Origin of the sequence: Citrobacter youngae (assembly GCF_003818115.1) — a bacterium.
In the GTDB taxonomy this organism is placed as follows: Bacteria; Pseudomonadota; Gammaproteobacteria; order Enterobacterales; family Enterobacteriaceae; genus Citrobacter; species Citrobacter youngae.
Window position 1 is genome coordinate 15073 of the sequence record NZ_RPOI01000009.1, and the last position, 19620, is coordinate 34692.

Sequence of the window (19620 nt, forward strand, 5' to 3'; positions counted from 1 at the left end):
GATAAATAAGCGTCCAGAATGGATGCTCAGCAATAAAATCGAATAACGTCACTGTCCGGCTCCCGTGTTCTCATTCAGTCGTTTAAGGCGGCGAATATCGAGTTCACTAATCGCAGCCTTATCGGCATTGCAGCTATCCAGCGCATCGCGCAGGCGATCACTCCAGTTGGCTATTCCGCCCCAGGTAACGGGGCTTGCCAGTTCCGGCTGCGGCGTCGCGGCTGTCAGGCTTTCCGGCACCGGTTCGTGCACTAACGTTAACCGTGGTACTGGCGGTGCGCTTTTGCAGGCTGTTACTGACAGCAACAGGTACAACAGTGTTAGCGCACGTATCGTTTTTCGTTGCTTCGCGCATCTGCTCACGTCTGATTTCCCCTTGTACATTTCGTTGCTGTTCTTCTGCCTGCCGTTGCGCCAGCAGAACAGTGACGTCTGCTTTTATTGCCCGCAGTTCACCCATGATTTCGCCGGTACTTTTCAGCTCACGGGAAAGCTCATCATTACGAACCGAATCTTTCCCGCGCTGGTTTGTCTGCCAGAGCAAGCCGCCCGTAACCAGCGCCAGCAGCAGGCAAAGAGTGATTGTCTGATTCATCGCTGTGTCTCGACATCACGCAGGCACCAGGCCTTAAAATCGGTGCGGCGGTTGAGTAATCCCTGCACACGCTTCCCGCTGCTGTTAACAAAATCGGTCAGCCGGTCGCACACAGGAGCCCACTGGTGCGCCTGTGCCAGTTTCCAGATGGTGGTGCGCTGGCGTGTTCCATTTTTGTCTTTGAACCACATCAGGCCAGAACAGCCCAGGTTATAGGCCGCGTCCGTCATGGACTCAAACGCAGACTGTGGCATGTCCGCACCGTTAAAATTCTGGTTAATGCAGTTTTCTGCATGACGCAGGTCATTAACCCAGCGCTTCGCCACTTCGCTTTCGCTGTACAGTCGGTTCTGCACATTGCCAGTGGATCCACAGCCGACCGTTGCCACTCCCGCAATGTCACGGTATGGGGTGGCGCGGCAGTCTTCCCATGTGGCAATTTTTACCTGCGCTTCTTCGGATGTACGCAGGGCTTCCGGAGCCAGCGAGATCCCCAGCGCAACAATGACGGCGACGGCGTAGCGCTTAACGGGCAGATTCATCGTCATGCCCGTCATGCTGTAACAGCTCAAGCGCCCGGCGTTCCGCTTCGTGCAGGCTCCTGGCTTCAGACTGACTGAGGATCTGTGCAATCAGATCGTTACGGCGCTTTTGCGCCCGTTCCATCCTGCCACGGTGCAGCCAGGCGCGGGCCAGCGAAAGCGCCCCTAACAGCAGACCCGCCATCGCGATCTTTTCGCTGATGGTCATTACGCCGATACCAGTGACCATCACTGACATAAAAAAAGTGATGTGGTCATTTATCCGCTGGAATATATTCAGCCCCATAGCTGTACCATCTCCCGTTGTTTCTTTTGCCCCTGATCCGGGAGTTCCACCTCCTGACCAGGATTAAGGAATAACTGTCCACTCAGCCCAGGATTGGCTGCGATCACTTTCTCCGTCATCCCCTGCGTGGTGCCGTAATGACGCCAGCACAGTAAATCCACGGTATCGCCCTGTAGTGCCTTCACTTTCATCAGCAAAGCTCCGCCCAGATACGCTGAGCACCGCGAATATCGGCAATAGCCCAGCGCACGTCGCGCCAGAGGTCTTCCGCCTGCGTGTCCAGCGCATCGGCTTTCCGGTCGCTCTTGTTGGTTGTGTCCACGTCGCGGGCGCTCTCAAGGATAAGGGCGCGCGTGGCGGCATAGACCGCACGGCGGTAGCGGTGAATATTGATACTCTCGCCGTTGATTTTTCGCGGCGGTATTTCAGGTTCACCATTCGGTTTAATGGTCGGGGCATCCGCCAGCGTGCTGTAACCTTCTGCCTGCTGTTGCTGCTGCCACTCCTGAAGTTCATCGGTAACATGCGCGACGGCTTCGGTGGTGACATACATCAGCCGTGAAGTGGTTGTCCTGCCCGGAATGCGGCTGGCAAGACGCAGCTCCCGAAGCACAATGTCAGGCCAGAACACTCCGGCAGTGACTTTCTCTTCACCGTCATCAATATCGGTGGTGTCGTTTTCTGCCGGTTCTACTCTGGGTTTTGCCACCATGCTCATAGGGCGCTCTCCGGAAAAATCAGGCGGTGGGCGACCGGAAAAAAGAACACGGAGAGGGTTCAGATCGCCGGTCGCGCCGCCTGTCGACGGGGGTCGAAGTCGTTAATTATTTTTTCGTGCTCTTGCGGGCGGCACTGGCCTTGCCGGTGGTCGTTTTGCGCGGCGTTCTGCTGGCTTTAGTCTTCGCAGGCTCTTTCTTTTCTGCAGCAACGTCACTTTCGGCAGTAGCGGCCACATCACCACCGGCACCCTGAACCTTTTTAAGTGCGCGGGTTAATGCGGCGATCTCACGCTTAACACCGGCGTTCGGGTTGAGGTGCATCGCCTGGCGAAGCAGCTTCAGCGAAGCGCCCTGCGTCTCCGGGTCAGTGGAGGCGCGACGAGCGAAGGCGCAGGCTTTACAAAGTTTGGCAAGCACCTCATCAGGCATGTCACGGTTCGCGACCATCTCCCACAGCGTATCCAGCGGGGCGATGAAGCCGGATAAATCCGCATCAGGATCGGTTCCCGCCAGCGTCAGGATCGGATTGCAAATCTCTTCTGTCAGTACCGTCGTGGCATCACGCCCGAAATTGTCCGGCAGACTGAGGTTATGGCGTATTACGTACTCGCCGATGCGCAGGGCAAGCGCCAGATCACCACAGTCGACAGCCCATACCATCAGGGTTGTGATCACTTCGTCCTGGCGACCGCTGTCGCCTTCAAGCGTGCCGTCAATCCATCCGGCAAAATCGGGCAGAAGTTCTTTTTTAACCTCCGCTTTTGCCGCCCTGGCCTGGATCCCGCTTAACCGTGACTGCGCGAGGCGAAGGCGGTGCAGGATCTGCTCGTGTGCAGTACGCTCGCCCAGGGTTTCTTCACCGGTGTTGAGTCCCGTACGCTGCGCCATGACGCTCTGAAAATGTTTCTGTGCCGGTGTCAGCATCAGTTATGTCCTCCGTTATGACGGGCGCATTGCGTGCGCCCGTGCCGTCAGTTACGCACCGCTACCCTCAGCAGGGGCATCGGCAAACTTAATGCCCTGAATCAGTGCACTTTTGCCGTAGTCTTCCACCACGTAGGCATCGTTCATCGACTGGTAGGTTGCAATACGGTTGTATTCCGGCTCCTCCTTCATCAGGCGGCGCAGAGACCCCTTCTGGAAGTAGATCGACAGGTTGCTGAACGAGGTGATCAGCATGGCGTCTTTCGGGAAGAATGGCGCAAGGAACACCTGCAAACCGCCAATAAAGCGCGAAGAGATAATCAGCTGCCCGGCCATCAGTTCCGTGTTCGGGTTGGTGGTGCTCATCGCGTTAATCAACGGCAGGCGCAGGGTGTTGAACAAATCACGCCCCATCAGCACCACCAGATCCGGCGCGTCCTTGTGCCATTCATCCAGCAGAGAAGAACGGGCATCCTGTACCAGCGCATCCGGGTTGCCATACAGCCCCTTGGCGGTGATTTTGTTATCCATGTCGCGGGTGGAAATGGTCACATCTGACATGACGCGGGCCGCTGCATGCTTACGGATTTGCTCCATCCAGCCGGTATTCACATCCTGAAGCAGCGGGTTAGTGGCGAAATCGGAGATCAGCGCATGCGAGGTGCCGTTAAACCCGATCATGATGCGGTCAAGTGCAATCTGTCGTGCAATTTGCTGGCTGACGCGGGCCTGAAAATCAGGGTGAGCACTCCAGGCATCCAGTTGCGAATAGCTGATGAAGGTGTCGTAGTTCACCTGCTCACAGCGATAGCGACGTGCAGCCAGCTCGTGAACACTTGCAGGGTTACGGCGCTTCGCTCCGTCGCTGCTGGAGTTGGTGCGGGCAATCGGCCCGGTGGTATCAACCAGGACTTTATCGCCTTCCTGATCGTCAACGCCGATAACGTTAATCTTTTGCGTCAGTTCGGTGCTTTCTTTGGCGGCATTTTCCAGCCGCTGCTGCACGGACGGATCCACCGAATAGCGTTTAGTCAGGTTGCTGACGGTCACGCCGCTCAGTTGTGCCTGACGTTGCATGTACAGCTCAAGCTGCGTGCGGGTATTCCCGGAAAGTACGATTGTCATTAGTCTGTCTCTCTTCGTTAAATCAGTAATCAACCAGCTGTGCGCCATTACCACCGGTGGCAGCAAAGCGGGACGCCTGGTTACTGTCCTGGGTCTGCAACTGTTCCCGCAGGGTGGTTAATTCACTGGTGAGTTTTTCAACCTTCTGGCTGGCTTCGCTGTTCTTCTGTTCCAGTGAATTGAAACGATCGAGAAGGTCAGAATGAGACTGCGCCACATTTTCAACGGCCTCACGCACCTGGCTGAACTGCTCGCTGTCGGATTTGCGGCCTTTGCCGATGAGGTCCATCACGCGGCTGAGCCACTGCTTACCTTCTTCAGTGCGCTGCTGCGTCAGTTCGATAACCTCCGCCTCCATCGCTTCGGTAAACATCGGTGGCTCGGTTTGCTGGTTATTGAACGCCATGACCTGTGCGCGTTGCTGGGCGGCAAATTTCAGACGGTCAGTGCCCAGGCTTGCCGGGGTGTCCGTCATGGCGAGCCCGACAACATAGGCGTTACCGTTCAGCGCAAACTGCGGGTGTAGTTCAATGCTGGAATACACCTTTTTGCCTTCATCGGTGAGCTGCTTCATACGTGCCGAAGGCTCGATCTCCGCATAAAGCGCGGTGCGGCCTTTCAACGGGCCATCGGTAATATCTTCGGCGCTGAGTCCGGTAACGTCCCCCATTGCGCTGAAGTCGCTGTTAGGAAGCATTGACAGGTAGTGCTCCACGTTCACACGCGCAGCGTAAACGCTCGGGTCATAACTTTCTGCTGCCGCTTTCAGGTGTTCGCCGCTGATTTCGCGACCGTCAACGGTGGCGCCAGAAACGGCGACGCGAAACTTTTTGCGGGCTGGTTTTGCGGTGCTCGCCATGCTGATTGTCCTGTTACTGGTTGGTTTATGGTCATGATGACAGAGCGTAAGTTGCTGTCTCAACGTGCTTTTGTTGTCGCTGAAGGCACAGAACTGAAAGAGGGCGAAAGCGGGATCGCGCGCGCGGTAATCTTCCCGGCATACAAGGGGAGAAGAGATGATTCAGGACGCTTTTGTACGGCTACGCGCAAAACAACTCTACTGGCAGGGCTACCCGCCAGCGGAGATCTCGCGCCTGATGGGTATCAGCCAGAACACAATTTATTCGTGGAAGAAACGCGACGAATGGGACGAAACGCCAGCTATCCAGCGTGTCACGCAATCCATGGATGCTCGTCTTATCCAGCTGACAGACAAGAAAGAGAAGACCGGGGGCGACTTCAAGGAGATTGACCTGCTGACCCGGCAACTGAAAAAGCTGAATGACGGCCAGCCCGCAGAAACGGCTGGCGGCAAAAAAACACGTAAACGCAAGCTGAAGAACCATTTCACGGATGAGCAGATAACGGCACTGCGGGAAAAAATCCTCGACTCCCTGTCCTGGCATCAGCGCGGCTGGTATGAACAACGTCACCACCGTAACCGCATGATCCTTAAGTCGCGTCAGATTGGTGCCACCTGGTATTTCGCCCGTGAAGCGCTGCTTGATGCGCTGCGGGATGATGTGAAATACCCGTATCAGCGTAACCAGATCTTTTTATCGGCTTCCCGGCGTCAGGCGCACCAGTTCAGGGGATTCATTCAGAAAGTGGCGGAAGAGGTGGACGTTGAGCTGAAGGGGGGCGACAAAATTGTGTTGTCCAACGGCGCAGAGCTGCACTTTCTCGGTACATCAGCAGCAACCGCGCAGTCATATACCGGCAACCTTAAATTCGATGAATTCTTTTGGGTCAGCAATTTCACCAACCTGCGCAAAGTGGCGGGGGCGATGGCGACACTGAAAGGGCTGACGCGAACCTACTTTTCCACGCCATCAGGCGAAACGCACGAGGCTTACCCGTTCTGGACGGGCGATCGCTGGAACGAAAAGCGCGCCAAATCGAAGCGGCAGGCGTTTGATGTGACCTGGAAGACGCTCAACAGCGGCCTGCTGTGTCCGGATAAAACCTGGCGTCAGATTGTCACCCTGAAAGACGTTATAGAACACGGCTGGGAGTATACCGACCTTGAAGAGATACAGGACGAGAACAGCGACGATGAATTCCAGAACCTGTACATGTGCGAATTCGTCCGGGATGGTGAGTCGGCGTTCAACCTTAACGCGCTGATCGGTTGTGGGGCTGATGGTTACGACGAGTGGCCTGACTGGAAACCTTTCGCCAGCAGACCAATGGGACAGCGTGCTGTCTGGATTGGCTATGACGCCAACGGTAGCAGTGGTAAGGGGGACAGCGGCGGGGTATCCGTCACAGTGCCACCTCTGGTGCCTGGTGGTAAGTTCCGCACGATAGAAACCATCCAGGTACAGGGGCTGGAGTTCGAAGAGCAGGCGAAGGTTATCGAAAACCTGACGTTTAAATATAACGTTCAGCATATTGGCATTGACGTGACCGGTGGTAACGGTGAAGCCGTCTACCAAATAGTGAAAAAGTTCTTCCCCATGGCGGTGCCGTACACCTTTAACCTGGCGTCAAAGCGCGCCCTGGTGTTGAAAATGCTCCATATCATTCGCGCCGGTCGCTGGGAATACGATCGCAGTGAGCGGGCACTTGTGACGGCCTTCAATGCCGTGCGAAAGGTCAAGACACCTGGCGGGTTTATCACCTATGACACTGACCGATCCCGCGGCATCAGCCATGGTGATCTTGCCTGGGCGACGATGCTCGCCATTATCAACGAACCGCTGGGACAGGAAAAAGACGGCAGCGGTGGATTCGCGATGGAGTTCTGATGAAAAAGAGTAAAAAGAGTTACAACCGCCAGCCAGCCACATCGCGCGACCTGTCTGACGCACTGAGAAGCGCCCCGTCGCTGAGTGCCTTCAGCTTTGACGGCCCTTACCGGGCGGAGAGCTATGATCTGCTGGATAACATGTACTGTGCCGATAATGGCCGGTACTTTGAAACGCCGGTTGACTGGTACGGACTGGCGCGCGCATCGCGCAAAACGTCATGGCATCAGTCCGCGCTGTACTTTAAACGCAACGTGTTGCTCGGCTGTTTTATCCCCCACAAATTGTTATCGCGTCAGGCGTTCTCCGGATTTGCCCTCGACTGGTTTGTTTTCGGTAACACCTATCTTGAGCTGCGCAGTAATCGGCTCGGTGGACCGCTGGAGCTACGGCATGCCCTGGCGAAATACACGCGCAGGGGGACAGACCTTGATACTTACTGGTATGTGCAGGAAGGGAAGGAAGAGTACACCTTCCGGCGCGGTGATGTGTGCCACATCATGAATCCTGATATCAATCAGGAAATCTACGGCATGCCGGAATATATCGGCGGGTTGTTGTCTGCCAGCCTGGCGCACTCTGCCGATACGTTCCGCAAGCTGTACTATGACAACGGCTCTCATGCGGGTTGTATCATCTACATCAGTTCGGCGCAGGCCAACGACAAGAGTGTTGAGGTGGTAAAGAAAACGCTGTCAGAGTCCAGAGGGAAGGGAGCTTTCAAGAATATCCTGCTGCATGCACCTGGCGGCGGCAAAGATGGTGTGCAGATCCTGCCGTTTCAGCAGATCACTGCGAAAGATGAATTCATGAACGTCAAGGCATCTTCCCGTGACGACATCCTTGCCGCTCATCGGGTGCCACCGCAGCTGATGGGGGCCATGCCCGGAGAGAAGGGATCGTTTGGCGACGTGGAGAAAGCCGCACGGGTCTATGCGATTAACGAGCTTATGCCAGTGATGGAGGCCATGAAACATGTCAACGACTGGCTGGGCGAAGAGGTGATCCGGTTTAACCCCTACGCCCTGCTGGAACAGAATTAACCCGCAACGCCTCACCATAAACCACCGCCAGCGCTGACTGTTCCGGCCAGCGCATGGCGAACCGTCCGACACATTATCAAATACTTTAAATATCCCTGCTGCTCTTCCCCCTCGGGAGCAGCGTACTGACGCCTGAACACCGCTCAATACATCGATCACATCAGAGCGCCTGAGCGCCACGCTGGCGGGCGTTTTCCCACACCATCAAAACATAACAGCGCACGACTAAACGACACGCAAAGCAGCGATTACGGCGTTAATCCGTGTATCTAAAGGGGATCCCCTTCCTGCCCCTGTTGCGGGGGCTGTTCCCCCGTCACCTGCGCGCGACAAACGCCCCTTTTTTTGTGCAGGCACGGATCCCGGCTCAAACCGCGCCAGTACAGGCCGGAAAGGGCATAAACAGCATCAAAAAAATTGTGCAAATTTGTGCACGTTTGTGCAACGCATGAAACCGCCCTGGAGCGTGTTATTATTGCGCGATTGATCGTTATACTTACGCTATGGACGCGGACAATGGATACGAATATGAAAACTGTAACTGACGCTGAATTTCGCGCAAATCTTGGCGAGATGCTGGAGTATCTTCGCTCTGGCGGAAGCATAGCCATCACAGGTGAGGATCAGAAAAATGTCGTGTTGTCAGGCTCAGATCTTAGTCCTGAATATATCTCGGCCAGTGATGAGATTAGAGATTTTCGTGAGAAGACAAAAAAAATGAGCCAGCTTCCGTTGGTTCAGGCTATTGGCAACCTTGAAAAACATCACCCGGCACTATTTTCCCATGGAAGGAAGGCTCTTTCTTTTGAGGATGCGATGAAACGCACAAAGGAAAAGCATGCGGAAATCATCAAAAGACTTGAGGACAACTAATGGATCTGGTTTTTCTGTCGACTGAGGAAGTGCAGCGTATCCATGCCGAAACACTTCCGCAGAGTGGAACTGCGAATACTGGTCTGCTTGACGGCGCACTGAACCGTGTCCAGACCCTGCACTATTACGAAGGTATTGATGATATTTATGCACTCGCTGCCATGTATCTGATCGGTATCGCAAAGGCCCACGCATTCCATGATGGCAACAAACGCACGGCCTTTCAGGCCGCATCTATATTTTTGATGATGAATGGCTCTGAACTTTCCAGCTCACTTTTGCTGGTCAAATTAACGGTATTTGCTGCGATGGGCGCAGCCAGTCTGGAAGAAACAACCTTCGCCCTTAAATTGCTTTCTGATTATGGGAATGAGTTAATAAATGACTATGAAGAAGACTATCTTTAACAGTGAAAAATATATGGCAAAGCGCGATGAATTTGACGGATTTTAAGTCACAGTTCACCTAAAAAGCCGCCAGCCAGGCGGCTTTTTACTACCCTGCATCTACCTCGTTAAGCGCCACCATGATTGCCAGCCTTTCGGCAGGTGGTAACGCAGCAAATTTTTCCTTCCAGCGCTTCGCCTTCCGCTTAATCCTGTATCTGTCGTTGTAGTCTTTCCCGGCGAACGTATGAGAGTATGCGCGCCCCTCCGGATAATTCATCCAGATTTTCTCTGTTCGTACACCTCCGCGTGTCATAGCCTGAAACTCTTTGCTGCGCCAGCCCACTAACGTTTCGTTATAAAGCTGCGACGGATAGCCAGAAAGGATCACGCTGACGTTCTCCGGCAGGCTCATGAGGCAGGCTAACAGACGCTCATGATCGGCAACGGTATATTCATAACGGTAGCGGGCGCGGCTGGTGCGCGTTATTGGCAGATATGGAGGATCGGAATAAACCAGCACGCGGCCATGTTGAGTAAAGTCTTCTCTTTCCAGAAAACCTACCGCATCACCGTGATATAGATTCCACCGAGGCGGCGTTTTCCCCATCTTTGACCAGCGTTCCCGCGTTAATTTAAAAGAATTTTCATCCACATCAATTCCAATCGTCCTGGCTGCAAGCGGCTTGAAAAACATCACCGCACCGCTGCCTAGATGCGTTTCAATGTACGTATCATGCGGGGGCATTTCGGCGATGATTTTTTGATAAACACCGCTTGCCGCCTTACTTCCCAGATAGCTCATTGCCTTATTACCTCCCAAAAAACTAACCTGCAGCACCACCAAAAATGACGTTGCTCGATAAAATGGCCAGCACGGTCAAAAGCGACTATGCCCCGACAAACAGCTACAGTTTTCTCCCCTTAACAACCTCACTCCCATAGGTCCACTTTCCGTCTGGAGAAATCATTGCCCCTGCTGAACTCCCCGTCTCCGGATCCCGGTATAGCGCAAGGCCAACCGGGTGAAGCACTTCGGTATTAATGCGAACAATCAGACCCAGCTCCGATAACTGATTCCAGTCCAGCCACTCACAATCACCAACTTTTTCGCGGCCTGCCGGGATGGCTGGCAACGCCAGCATCTGCTGCGCGCCTTCGGATTCCTGTACCGGCGCACAATGGCGATCGTAAAATTCGATAATCTGAAGTGCGACGGCAGCGATCTGCACCATCTCTTCGCGCGCCGTTCCTGATTTATGACCCCCAAATTCGTCATGCAAAATTGCCTGGCTAAACTCGCCCACCTCTTCGCTGAGGATGGTTTGCCAGACGAACGGATGTTGATCGCGGTCTGCTCCCCACTTCTCATCCTGCCGGTTCATTTCTGCGATGACTGACCCAATAGCTTTAGTGCTTAAATGCTTCATGTTTACCTCTCGTTTTTTCGCTTAACAGCCTTTTTCCAGCGCGTGACCAGGTCACACACCGCCACATATTCGGAAGTTGGTTTATCTTTCCCGCCTGCGTGCCATGCCTTCACTTCACGTAACCGGCCCCCCTCCGCCGCGAGCATTCCACCGCCGTGGCGAACGCGGGCACCACCGGCGATTGATCGCACAACGTCATCACTGACGAAAATCCGGCAACTACGCAGCTGCGCGCCAATACTGTCGATCACTTCTTCGGGGATACCATGCATCTGCGAGACTTCTTTTTGCTGCGCCTGGCGCAATGCGGCACTGGCCTTTTTCTTCTGGTATTCCGCTACTGCTGCGGCGTAGTTGTCTGCCCGCGTCTCTGCCTCGCTCCGCAGTTGCTCGCGCCAGCGTCTATCAGCCTCTTCCGGCGTCAGGCTCATGTCTTTAGCGGCGACCACTTTTGGTCCCCACGTCAACGCAGTTTCATCACCAACAGACGTGCGCAGGCCGCGCGCGGTACGTTCGAAGGACTGATCTGAACTTTCGCGACCAGCATTTTTCAGCCTGCTGGTGATTTCCTGCCGTTGCTGGCGTGAATATCGGCGCAAATCTTCGATATTCAGCGGAAGTTCTGTCTCTGAACTTTCCGGCGTGAGGCTACCGGCAGACACCACCGTTTCTGACGGTGCGGTACCAGCTGACACCGTCCGTTTTAACGGTGGTTTTTCGTCCGTTCCGGAGCGCGCCGTACAGTTATTGACAGAACTCCGAGGGGCCGCTGCGCGGCCTTCTAAGGTCAAAATCTCGACCGGCGACGGCTTACGCTTCGGCACAATCTTGTAATCGGTGGTGCGGGTGAAAATGACGGATTCGCTTCCCGTATAAGGGCAATAAACGCCAGTAATTTTGGCGACCGTGTCACCATAATCATTGCCGTTTTCGGTGAATTCATAGTTAAGCCGAACGCGCAGGCAATCGCGCGCGACAAATGGCCCCCCCTGAGCGTTGGTATATCCCGGCCAGTCTGGCGCATCGGCTGCGGCGCGTGCAGCTTCCAGCTCAGGATGCAATACCAACTCACGGTCACCTAACCGGCGCAGCTCCCGCCAGGTGGTCACCGGCGCGCCGCCAATCTGCTGAAACTGGCGGATGTTCCAGCGTGAAGCCCAGGCGCGTACACGCTTTGCCATCTCCCTGACCGGCTGGCCTGACTCAAGATCCACTTCACCATCCATGCCGTAGCCATCGATGTTTTTCGAGATGTATTTCGCGATATAGCCTGTTGCAGATCCAAATTGCTCGTCCATTGCCGTAACGGTAAAACGGTGCTCTGAAGCACCTTTCTCGTGACCGTCCTCTTTCATGGCGTGTTTGCGGAAAATGGCTGTTGCATACTCTACTTCCTCAGGACGGAGGAAGAGCAACAGATGCCAATGAGGGGTTCCATCGTGGTGAGGCTCTGCAACACGAAAACCAAACGTGCGAATACCTTCGCGACTCCATTTGGCTCTGACGCGCGCCCAGACTTTGCAAAGGTATTTTTGCGTCTGACGCGGGCTGGCGTGCTGGTACTTATCGTTTCGTCTGCCTGACTGGACGTGCGTTGAGTGGTAACGCGACGGCGCTGTCAGCGTGTAGAACATGCCAACCAGCCCCATTTCATTCGCCATATCCTCAAACCCGCGCATGCGCACCATCAGCTCATGCCGCGCGATCTTCGGGTTGGAAACGCTACCCATCACCTTATCCAGTAATGAGCTGCGCTCGCCGGTGTCCTGGTCTTCCAGCTCCATCGCCTGAAGGAATTCGAAGTTCGCTTTTTTCTGCGCCACCCATTCTCTGAAGCAGGGATCAGAGCAATATGGTGAAGCCACTTTGCTGACGTAGCCGGTCGCGATCATTAGATGTTCGCGCCAGCAGTCATGGATGCGGCGGATTTTGTTAAGCCACCATTTTTCGGAATGAAGTCTGCCAGCGGCACGCAGCGCCTCGTCGGCGTCCAGCTCTTCATCGCAATAACGCGCCCATCCGGGGATCGCGATATTGAGCGTCGCCGCTTTGCTCGCTATAGCCCCATACGCGTAAATCGACGAAAACTCGAGATCGGATGTTTGCTCATACTGAAAATCAAACTCGCGCATAAACTCGCTTTTCATCAGGTTCGCAAGCTTATACGCCAGTCTTTTCAGGCGTTTTTTGTCTGCCCATGGCAACAGGTGGAAGTCATCGCGCAGTGGGAGAAGGATCGCAGGGAGTGTACTTTGTGGAAGGTATTGCGCATTAACCGCATCAACACGGCGTAACACATGGCGCTCAAACGTACCAAACAGCCAGCGCACGACATCTTTTGGCTTGCTGCGGTCTAGGTTTTCAAGGTGCTGCGAAAAGCGCTTACGGATAAACCTCGGGAGCGTTTGCACCCGGCGGCGGAGATAGTTTACACGGCCTTTACGGTTATATGCCTCTCGCGCTTCACCCTCGCGCGGGCGCATTGGAGCACGATAAACAGCATCAACCAGGTCACCATAAGCGAGCGCCCTGCGCTCGCCTTTCGGTGTCAGATACTCAAAGGCTGCACTTTCGGTTTCATGGGGGTTGATGGCCTGCCGCTTAGCATTCCACTCCCAGGCTACAGCGGAGGAGTCAGGCATAATCCACAGCCGCCATATAAGCCTTTATGAACGCTGTCGCCGCTTCAATATTGATGGCGTTTCCATAGGCGCGCAGTCTTCCCACTCTGCCGGGAACCCCATTAGCCAGCGGGAATGATCCGGGTCTAACTGGCCGCCACTTTCCATCTCTGCCGCACAGCCAATCAGCATCTCGCCAGAAGCCGTTAACCGGGCCGGTCTGCACAGTGCCGCCACATCCTGCAACCGCTTCTGAATTTTTGTTCCATTGTCGCGATATGCCCTCATAGCTTCCTGTGGACACGGTGAACGGTCGTTGCTCGTTGTTGGCGTAGGCCAGCCCGCAAGTTGCGCCGTCACATCCAGTCGATCCGTTGACAGCTTCCCGTTTCGAATCCTGCCACCCTGATAGCCGCCCTTCCCGTCCGTGGCTGTCGGGGTTGGCCAGCCAGACAATGCGGCTACTGTTTGTAAATTCGGTGATCCCTGGCGACCGGCGTTCGATGGATGTTTCCATGCGTTCGCCGTCGGCGTCGGCCACCCAGTAAGCACGATCGCGCCAGTGCGGCGCACCGACACTCGCAGACGGAAACGCAGTCGCCCCGAAGGCATAGCCCAGGGCTTCCACGTCAGCTTGTACAAGGTCGATCCAGTCATTTGCGTCAGCGCTGCCAGATTGCTCGCCAAAGACCACGACAGGGCGACGCTGGCCGACAAGCCAATGTGCGGAGGGCCATAGGTGCCGCTCGTCAGCAAACCCAAGCCCTTTACCTGCCGAGCTGAAAGGCTGGCAGGGGCATGATGCTGTCCATGCCGGGCGGCTGTCAGGCCATCCTGAGCGACGCAGCGCAAGCGACCATCCGCCGATCCCGGCGAAGAAATGGCATTGATTGAATCCGATGAGGTCATTGGGGGTTACATCCTCAATTGAGCGGGTATCAACGACGCCCGGCGCAATATGGCCGGCGTCGATAAGGTTGCGCAGCCATTTGGCTGCATAGGGATCGATTTCGTTGTAGTAAGCAACCATGCAGACCACCTAAACAGTCACGATGTCGCCGGTCTTAACCTGACGAGCATCTTTTTCGGTATTGCAGATAACGGTTGTCTGGCTGTACCCACCCCAGCTCGACACCTCTACTTCGACGATCCAGAAATCACGGTATGGACGAACGTCGAGTACGCGAGTCACTACTGCATCAACTGTGTTCATCGGGATGGAAACTCCTCTTTAAGTCTTTCGGAAGGGAGTTGCAGGCGTACAAGTCCGCCCCTCTTGATATGCTGGAAATCGTGGCCCATGCCGGATACGCATGACCTGGAGGCCGGTATAGCCGCATCAAGGATGAACGCCCTGAAATCAATCAGGGTGAAGGTGGGGTACTGCTGACTACCGGTTATGCGGTAAACCAGCGCCGTAACTGTGGTGCGATCCCCTGACTCATCGGCGGGATCTACTGCTAACCAGACTGGCTCATTCATCAGAATCCCTCCGATCCGTCGAATGCACCCGCCGCCGCCATTGCGCCGTAAGTCGCATTCCCCATTACCGGTCCACAATCCGGGCAGAAACCACCGCCAGCACTGCCGCAACCATCACACACGAGAAGAACGCCAATAACTTCGCCAGCCATATCGCGGCTTTTGGCGCTCACAGAGCGGCGGACACTCAGGGAGTGAAGGTTGAAGGCGGAATAAATTTCGCGAGTTTCAGGCGTGTCGCTGTTGGATATCACCGCGCGATGACCATACTGGTGATTAACATTGAGCAGGGCTGCAACCAGGGCGCGATGATCATCCAGGGTAAACGGCTTGCCGTAGGTGGTGAAACTGGCTGTTTTGCTGGCCGGTATGTATGGGGGGTCGCAATAAATAACTGCGTCATGCGCCAGCCGCATAGTGCCAGGGATTGAATCGCGAAAGTCGCCATGATAGAAAAGCGCTTTCGTGTCATTGGCCTTTTCAGCAAACAAACGCATTTCATTTTCAGGGAAGTAAGGCGCGGCATATTTTCCAAAGGGCGAGTTAAATTCCCCCTTCAGATTTTCGCGATAAAGACCGTTGTACGTATGGCGATTCAGGTACAAAAAATACGCAGCATGAAGCAACGCAGCATCCGGATCTAAGTCCGCTTTTTGGGTCAGAGAATTGAATTCAGCTCGCCGTTTATAAAATTCCTCGGCATTATTCCCGCCGCTAAATATCCAGCGACAGGCAGAAATTGTGTCCTCTGGTCGGCCTGTTAGTTGACGGAAGAAGTTGATCAGATTCAGATTGCTATCGCAAAGCACATAGTGACGGTATTCCGTATTCATAAATACGGTTCCGCTACCAACGAATGGCTCAATCAGACAATCAGCTTTTGGCAAATGCTCCAGCAGTTGCGGCATAACGCGAGCTTTTCCACCCGCCCATTTCAGAGGTGAATTAATCATTTTCAACCTCACAACGATTCGAGGTGTGGGGAAGTCAGGCGCTGCCAGATCTCGCAAACCTGCTCGGCGCGATAAACAGCATCTGTCAGCATATAAGTCGCTGTAGAACGGCGCGGATGCGGGACATACCCGGTAACGCCAGCGATATGGATCAATGTTGATAGGTAACGAATGTCGAAAGACGGTAATGATGGACCAAGACCATGGCGGGAAAGAGCATACGCGAGCGTAGCAACGTCTGCTGAGTCTCCGGCTGACCAGCAAATGAGTTTTTCGTGTTTTGAGGCATTGTCTTTGATAAAACGACAGACGCCACTGACAGCATCAATCTCTCGACAGGTAGCATTGATAACCTCAGCACGTTGTTCGGCATCCCCCTTCATGAGCTGTAAAACCGTTTCAGGGTAAATACCGCCCACGGTTCTGATATCAATTGCACGGTAATATTGCGGGCCAATCTTCCCCGTTGATGGTTCGAAAAAAACGCACTCAATAGCGAACACTGGAGAATCAGGGGATTTCCCCAATACGCGAATATCTAACATGATGTTGTTCATAAGCTTTTATCCTCACTGATGATTAATTCGCGGTTGCTGATCCACCGCTCGACTGATAAATGAATTTCTTCCTGAGTGGCACTTTCCTTTTTCAGTTGGCTCATAAAAATACGCAGCAGACCAAGAAGGTGAGCACGTTCGCTTTTCCGTGCATTGGTGTTTATTTCCATAAAGTCCGGATCACTAATTCCGCTCTCCAGTTTTATTGACTTAACCGACATGGCAACCTCCTGAAAAAGGCAAAATGAAGCCCGACATAATGAATGCCTTTAATTTTCAAACCTGATTAGCTAGTGATTAGGACGTGGTTTTCGCTTAACCTGTTTAAATATCCTTTCATGCCAATAATAAAGAAAATCAATAAAGGTCATTCGAGCCCGCTCATGATTTCCGCGAATTGTTTTCTCCAGACCATAAATAATTAAATCAATTGATGGACTGTCAGGAGTTACAACAATGCGTGCGCCATTTTTTAAATTAACAGTAAAACCTTTCTCCGCGTTCTCCACCGCTTCGCGAATCAGCATTTCCCGTTCCCACGATGTTTTCTCTTCAGTAAACACGTAAGCCTCCTACCACTACAGTAGTTTTTTGAATGCTCTTACCAGAGTGATAAGTAAACCTTTGTTTATCTTTTTGGTATAAACAAAAGGCTTACTCATACCTTTAATAAAGCGCACCTTGTTCGGTTCTGGTTTAAAGAAGCGTCCGTCAGGGCACTCGATCCAGCCGCGAGTATTGCGGCAGTGCGTGACTTGGCAACCCTGCCTTAACAGGCTGGCAAGTGATGGAGCGTTATCGTTCATATCTTGTTCCTGCTACAGTTGTCTGCGGGACTTGCGTTCTACTTCTTCGCGTCTGGCTTTGAACTCAGAAACCTGCTTCTCTTTCTGTTGCTTGACATTATTGCAATGCCGTCTTATCAGAAACTGAATCAGATTTAAAATCAGCACTGCAAATATAAAGAGCACTGCGCCGATCATCATTTCCATCATCATTGCAGTCCTCATTTATAAGAAACTGCTGTTTTTTAACATACGGTCAATCGTGGCGCAGGCTTCTGCTAATGCGAAATCACGGCCATAGTAATTATCCGTTTCTGCCTTATCGTCACGCTTGTTTATCAAATAAGTCTGACGAGCGTTAAAAATATTACGTGGCGTTTTACGAATGGTGAAACCGCGATAAGCGAAAGTGTTTTTACTGACCTGTACAGCGCCGTGAATACTTCCGGCATGTGATCCGTGTTGTGAATACTGTTTTCGCATTACTAATTACTCCTTATGCGCGGTTTTGTAGGGTGGAACGGCTATTACGTTTCAACACATTGTGTTTGTTGCCAGTGGTGCGGCGATAAGTTGCTTTATCTCGCATCAGGCGGTCGATGTAGTGTTTTTCTTCCGGGGTAATTAGTGCGCGGCAGTGTGCTACAGCGTCCCAGTATTCTTGCAGCATGATGAAACGTTTTGGACGTTTTGAACCTGGCATACCCTCGCGGTGGACTGGCAGTTGTGCGCGATCCATCAGATTACGAACTGATTTGAGGGTTCTGCCTGTCAGGTAGGCGAATTCAACAGGTGTAACGAAAATCTGCTTTTGAAGTTCTTCAGTGTTCATGTCCCTGATGCCGTCAGCCTGCGAAGTAGTCATTTTGCAAGTGCGTGCAACGCGGGCTACATCTAATGGGAATTGCCGTAAATGTTGAGATCCCGCGTTTAATTCGATTTCTCGTGATTGTGTCATTTGTTAGACTCCAACGTTGAGGCATATTGAGGCTAATGTAGCCTCTTTGCCTAAAGGTGGTCATTGTGCTTAGTTAAGTACCAAATGACCGATATCGGGTAATATGACGAGATCAAAGCATTATGTCAATGACGCAAGGTGAGAAATTAAGCCTTATCAGAGAATCTGAACGCCTTACTAAACGCCAACTTACTGATTTAACAGGGTTGAGTTATTCAACTTATGGCGGGTATGAGCGCGACACGACCAAAATGACTCTTGAGTCAGCAATCAAGCTCTTTGGACATCCACGGTTCCATAAGTACCAGGAGTGGTTCATGTACGACCGTACGGACCCGAGCCGAGGCCAAATAGCACCGGCTCTCGCACACAATGGGCCAGACGAAATTCAGTCAGACCCCTCCGGGAAACAGATTGGTTAACTTTATATAAACATTACATTTTCACTATTTGTTACCAGGATAGTGATCTGACTGTTGGAGGGTTTTCTTATGTCCGTTAAGAAACTCGAAGATGGTCGCTATGAAGTGGATGTAAGGCCGCGCGGGCGCGACGGAAAGCGCATACGGCGGAAGTTTGATAGGAAAGCAGACGCACATGCTTTTGAGCGCAGCATCATTGCAAAGTATCAAAATCATGATTACCTGAACAGACCGGCTGATAAACGAAAACTAAGCGAGTTCATTGCTCTTTGGTGGCAGTTAATAGGGCGGAATAAGAACTATGCAAACCGCAGGCTTAGTGCTGTTAACTGCATTTGCCAGGATATGGGGGATCCCATGATTTACCAGATTGATGCTCGATGCCTTATCGACTACCGCGCATACAGACTGGAGCAGGGGATTAAGGCTTCAACGATAAATCATGACCTGTTTGCTCTTAGTGGCGTGTTTAAAGCTATGGCTGAAATTGATGAGTTTCACGGTGAGAATCCGGTAACAGCAATTTCAGCACTGAAAGAGCCTAAAACGGAAATGTCGTATTTCACTGAGTCGGAAGTAAACCGGTTGTTATCCCTGTGCTCTGGTGATTACTACCGTATTGCCGTTCTGCTACTTGCCACTGGTGCTCGGTGGGGTGAAGCCTACCAGCTTAAGGCTGAAAACATTGTCGGTAACAGGGTGATGTTTACGATCACTAAAAATGGAGATCGGAGAGTGGTTCCCATATCTGACGACATTGCAAAAATAGTGAAACATCGGGAGTCAGGAAGGTTGTTCCGCGTGAGCTATAAAACCTTTCGTCTGCGCATGAAGGAAGCAAAGCCCAATCTTCCAGATGGGCAAGCTGCGCACGCGCTACGTCATACGTTCGCTACGCACTTCATGATCAAGGGCGGAAATATTATCGCGTTACAACGTATTCTTGGTCATTCCGACATATCACAGACAATGACTTACGCTCACTTCGCGCCGGACTATTTATTGGACGCTGTGAGCTACAATCCCCTCAGTGGAATGTCCACATTATGTCCACACTCTGGAGGCAATGCAGGGGTTTTGAGGGTTAGTTGAGTCTGTAATATACTGAATTAGCGCAGTGCCTTGCGGTGCTGCGCAGTTTGAAAACCTCCCAGCAAGGGGAAGGTCAA

At 52.9% G+C, this 19620-nt stretch carries 27 protein-coding genes; 6 read left to right on the plus strand and 21 right to left on the minus strand.

What is annotated here, in order from left to right:
• Nucleotides 1-48: 48 nt before the first annotated feature.
• The 9 genes from lysC to EHN13_RS08640 form a co-directional block, all read right to left on the minus strand.
• Entirely contained in the window at nt 49-252 is a 204-nt protein-coding gene (lysC, locus tag EHN13_RS24565; protein WP_124021230.1) for an Rz1-like lysis system protein LysC, read from the minus strand.
• Nucleotides 158-595, minus strand: a complete 438-nt coding sequence (locus tag EHN13_RS08605; RefSeq protein WP_124021231.1) for a DUF2570 domain-containing protein — start codon at nt 593-595, stop codon at nt 158-160. The genes lysC and EHN13_RS08605 overlap by 95 nt, the downstream gene beginning before the upstream one ends.
• Complete coding sequence (locus EHN13_RS08610; RefSeq protein WP_124021249.1) at nt 592-1137, minus strand: lysozyme; 546 nt, start codon at nt 1135-1137, stop codon at nt 592-594. Before EHN13_RS08610 ends, EHN13_RS08605 begins: the two co-directional genes overlap by 4 nt.
• Complete coding sequence (locus tag EHN13_RS08615; protein ID WP_003835852.1) at nt 1121-1423, minus strand: hypothetical protein; 303 nt, start codon at nt 1421-1423, stop codon at nt 1121-1123. The genes EHN13_RS08610 and EHN13_RS08615 overlap by 17 nt, the downstream gene beginning before the upstream one ends.
• Complete coding sequence (locus EHN13_RS08620; RefSeq protein ID WP_003835851.1) at nt 1414-1614, minus strand: tail protein X; 201 nt, start codon at nt 1612-1614, stop codon at nt 1414-1416. The genes EHN13_RS08615 and EHN13_RS08620 overlap by 10 nt, the downstream gene beginning before the upstream one ends.
• Complete coding sequence (locus EHN13_RS08625; protein ID WP_003835850.1) at nt 1614-2141, minus strand: head completion/stabilization protein; 528 nt, start codon at nt 2139-2141, stop codon at nt 1614-1616. Before EHN13_RS08625 ends, EHN13_RS08620 begins: the two co-directional genes overlap by 1 nt.
• Nucleotides 2142-2247: 106 nt before the next feature.
• Nucleotides 2248-3066 (minus strand): phage terminase small subunit, encoded by an 819-nt coding sequence (gpM, locus tag EHN13_RS08630; protein WP_003835849.1) that lies wholly within the window; start codon nt 3064-3066, stop codon nt 2248-2250.
• A gap of 51 nt (nt 3067-3117) precedes the next feature.
• Entirely contained in the window at nt 3118-4191 is a 1074-nt protein-coding gene (locus EHN13_RS08635; protein ID WP_124021232.1) for a phage major capsid protein, P2 family, read from the minus strand.
• A 22-nt stretch (nt 4192-4213) separates the two neighbouring features.
• The gene (locus EHN13_RS08640; protein ID WP_003835847.1) at nt 4214-5050 is read right to left on the minus strand and encodes a GPO family capsid scaffolding protein; all 837 of its coding nucleotides are present in this window, start codon (nt 5048-5050) and stop codon (nt 4214-4216) included.
• 157 nt (nt 5051-5207) lie between these two features.
• On the opposite strand from EHN13_RS08640, the gene EHN13_RS08645 reads away from it, so the two are divergent.
• The 4 genes from EHN13_RS08645 (at nt 5208) to EHN13_RS08665 (ending at nt 9264) form a co-directional block, all read left to right on the plus strand.
• Nucleotides 5208-6941: a terminase large subunit domain-containing protein gene (locus tag EHN13_RS08645; RefSeq protein ID WP_124021233.1), complete on the plus strand. Its 1734-nt coding sequence runs from the start codon at nt 5208-5210 to the stop codon at nt 6939-6941.
• Nucleotides 6941-7984 (plus strand): phage portal protein, encoded by a 1044-nt coding sequence (locus tag EHN13_RS08650; RefSeq protein WP_124021234.1) that lies wholly within the window; start codon nt 6941-6943, stop codon nt 7982-7984. Before EHN13_RS08645 ends, EHN13_RS08650 begins: the two co-directional genes overlap by 1 nt.
• A gap of 528 nt (nt 7985-8512) precedes the next feature.
• Nucleotides 8513-8857 (plus strand): type II toxin-antitoxin system Phd/YefM family antitoxin, encoded by a 345-nt coding sequence (locus EHN13_RS08660; protein WP_124021236.1) that lies wholly within the window; start codon nt 8513-8515, stop codon nt 8855-8857.
• Nucleotides 8857-9264: a type II toxin-antitoxin system death-on-curing family toxin gene (locus tag EHN13_RS08665; protein ID WP_124021237.1), complete on the plus strand. Its 408-nt coding sequence runs from the start codon at nt 8857-8859 to the stop codon at nt 9262-9264. Before EHN13_RS08660 ends, EHN13_RS08665 begins: the two co-directional genes overlap by 1 nt.
• Nucleotides 9265-9352: 88 nt before the next feature.
• Here EHN13_RS08665 and EHN13_RS08670 read toward each other — a convergent pair whose 3' ends face one another.
• From EHN13_RS08670 to EHN13_RS08730, 12 genes are all read right to left on the minus strand, one after another.
• A complete protein-coding gene (locus EHN13_RS08670) occupies nt 9353-10048 on the minus strand; it encodes a DNA adenine methylase (RefSeq protein ID WP_124021238.1) in 696 nt (231 codons plus the stop codon).
• 103 nt (nt 10049-10151) lie between these two features.
• Entirely contained in the window at nt 10152-10673 is a 522-nt protein-coding gene (locus EHN13_RS24315; protein WP_232034653.1) for a MazG-like family protein, read from the minus strand.
• A 2-nt stretch (nt 10674-10675) separates the two neighbouring features.
• On the minus strand, nt 10676-13315 hold the full coding sequence (locus EHN13_RS08685) for a replication endonuclease (RefSeq protein ID WP_124021239.1): 2640 nt from the start codon (nt 13313-13315) through the stop codon (nt 10676-10678).
• Nucleotides 13308-14324: a DNA cytosine methyltransferase gene (locus tag EHN13_RS08690; RefSeq protein WP_124021240.1), complete on the minus strand. Its 1017-nt coding sequence runs from the start codon at nt 14322-14324 to the stop codon at nt 13308-13310. The genes EHN13_RS08685 and EHN13_RS08690 overlap by 8 nt, the downstream gene beginning before the upstream one ends.
• Before the next feature lie 9 nt (nt 14325-14333).
• A complete protein-coding gene (locus EHN13_RS24045) occupies nt 14334-14507 on the minus strand; it encodes a hypothetical protein (protein ID WP_167469991.1) in 174 nt (57 codons plus the stop codon).
• Nucleotides 14508-14775: 268 nt separating this feature from the next.
• On the minus strand, nt 14776-15729 hold the full coding sequence (locus tag EHN13_RS08695) for a DNA adenine methylase (RefSeq protein ID WP_124021241.1): 954 nt from the start codon (nt 15727-15729) through the stop codon (nt 14776-14778).
• Nucleotides 15730-15737: 8 nt separating this feature from the next.
• The gene (locus EHN13_RS08700; RefSeq protein WP_124021242.1) at nt 15738-16286 is read right to left on the minus strand and encodes a 3'-5' exonuclease; all 549 of its coding nucleotides are present in this window, start codon (nt 16284-16286) and stop codon (nt 15738-15740) included.
• Nucleotides 16283-16507, minus strand: coding sequence for a hypothetical protein (locus tag EHN13_RS08705; RefSeq protein WP_124021243.1), 225 nt, complete (start codon nt 16505-16507; stop codon nt 16283-16285). The genes EHN13_RS08700 and EHN13_RS08705 overlap by 4 nt, the downstream gene beginning before the upstream one ends.
• A 69-nt stretch (nt 16508-16576) precedes the next feature.
• The gene (locus EHN13_RS08710) at nt 16577-16849 is read right to left on the minus strand and encodes a hypothetical protein (RefSeq protein ID WP_101743133.1); all 273 of its coding nucleotides are present in this window, start codon (nt 16847-16849) and stop codon (nt 16577-16579) included.
• A gap of 15 nt (nt 16850-16864) precedes the next feature.
• Complete coding sequence (locus EHN13_RS08715; protein WP_124021244.1) at nt 16865-17092, minus strand: phage filamentation protein Fil family protein; 228 nt, start codon at nt 17090-17092, stop codon at nt 16865-16867.
• A gap of 204 nt (nt 17093-17296) precedes the next feature.
• Entirely contained in the window at nt 17297-17554 is a 258-nt protein-coding gene (locus EHN13_RS08725; RefSeq protein ID WP_124021246.1) for a DUF4761 family protein, read from the minus strand.
• A gap of 13 nt (nt 17555-17567) precedes the next feature.
• Nucleotides 17568-17903: a hypothetical protein gene (locus EHN13_RS08730; protein WP_003835821.1), complete on the minus strand. Its 336-nt coding sequence runs from the start codon at nt 17901-17903 to the stop codon at nt 17568-17570.
• A gap of 248 nt (nt 17904-18151) precedes the next feature.
• On the opposite strand from EHN13_RS08730, the gene EHN13_RS08735 reads away from it, so the two are divergent.
• Both EHN13_RS08735 and EHN13_RS08740 read left to right on the plus strand, forming a co-directional pair.
• Complete coding sequence (locus tag EHN13_RS08735) at nt 18152-18451, plus strand: helix-turn-helix transcriptional regulator (RefSeq protein WP_124021247.1); 300 nt, start codon at nt 18152-18154, stop codon at nt 18449-18451.
• Nucleotides 18452-18520: 69 nt separating this feature from the next.
• Complete coding sequence (locus EHN13_RS08740) at nt 18521-19543, plus strand: phage integrase (RefSeq protein WP_003835817.1); 1023 nt, start codon at nt 18521-18523, stop codon at nt 19541-19543.
• The last annotated feature ends 77 nt before the right edge of the window (nt 19544-19620 follow it).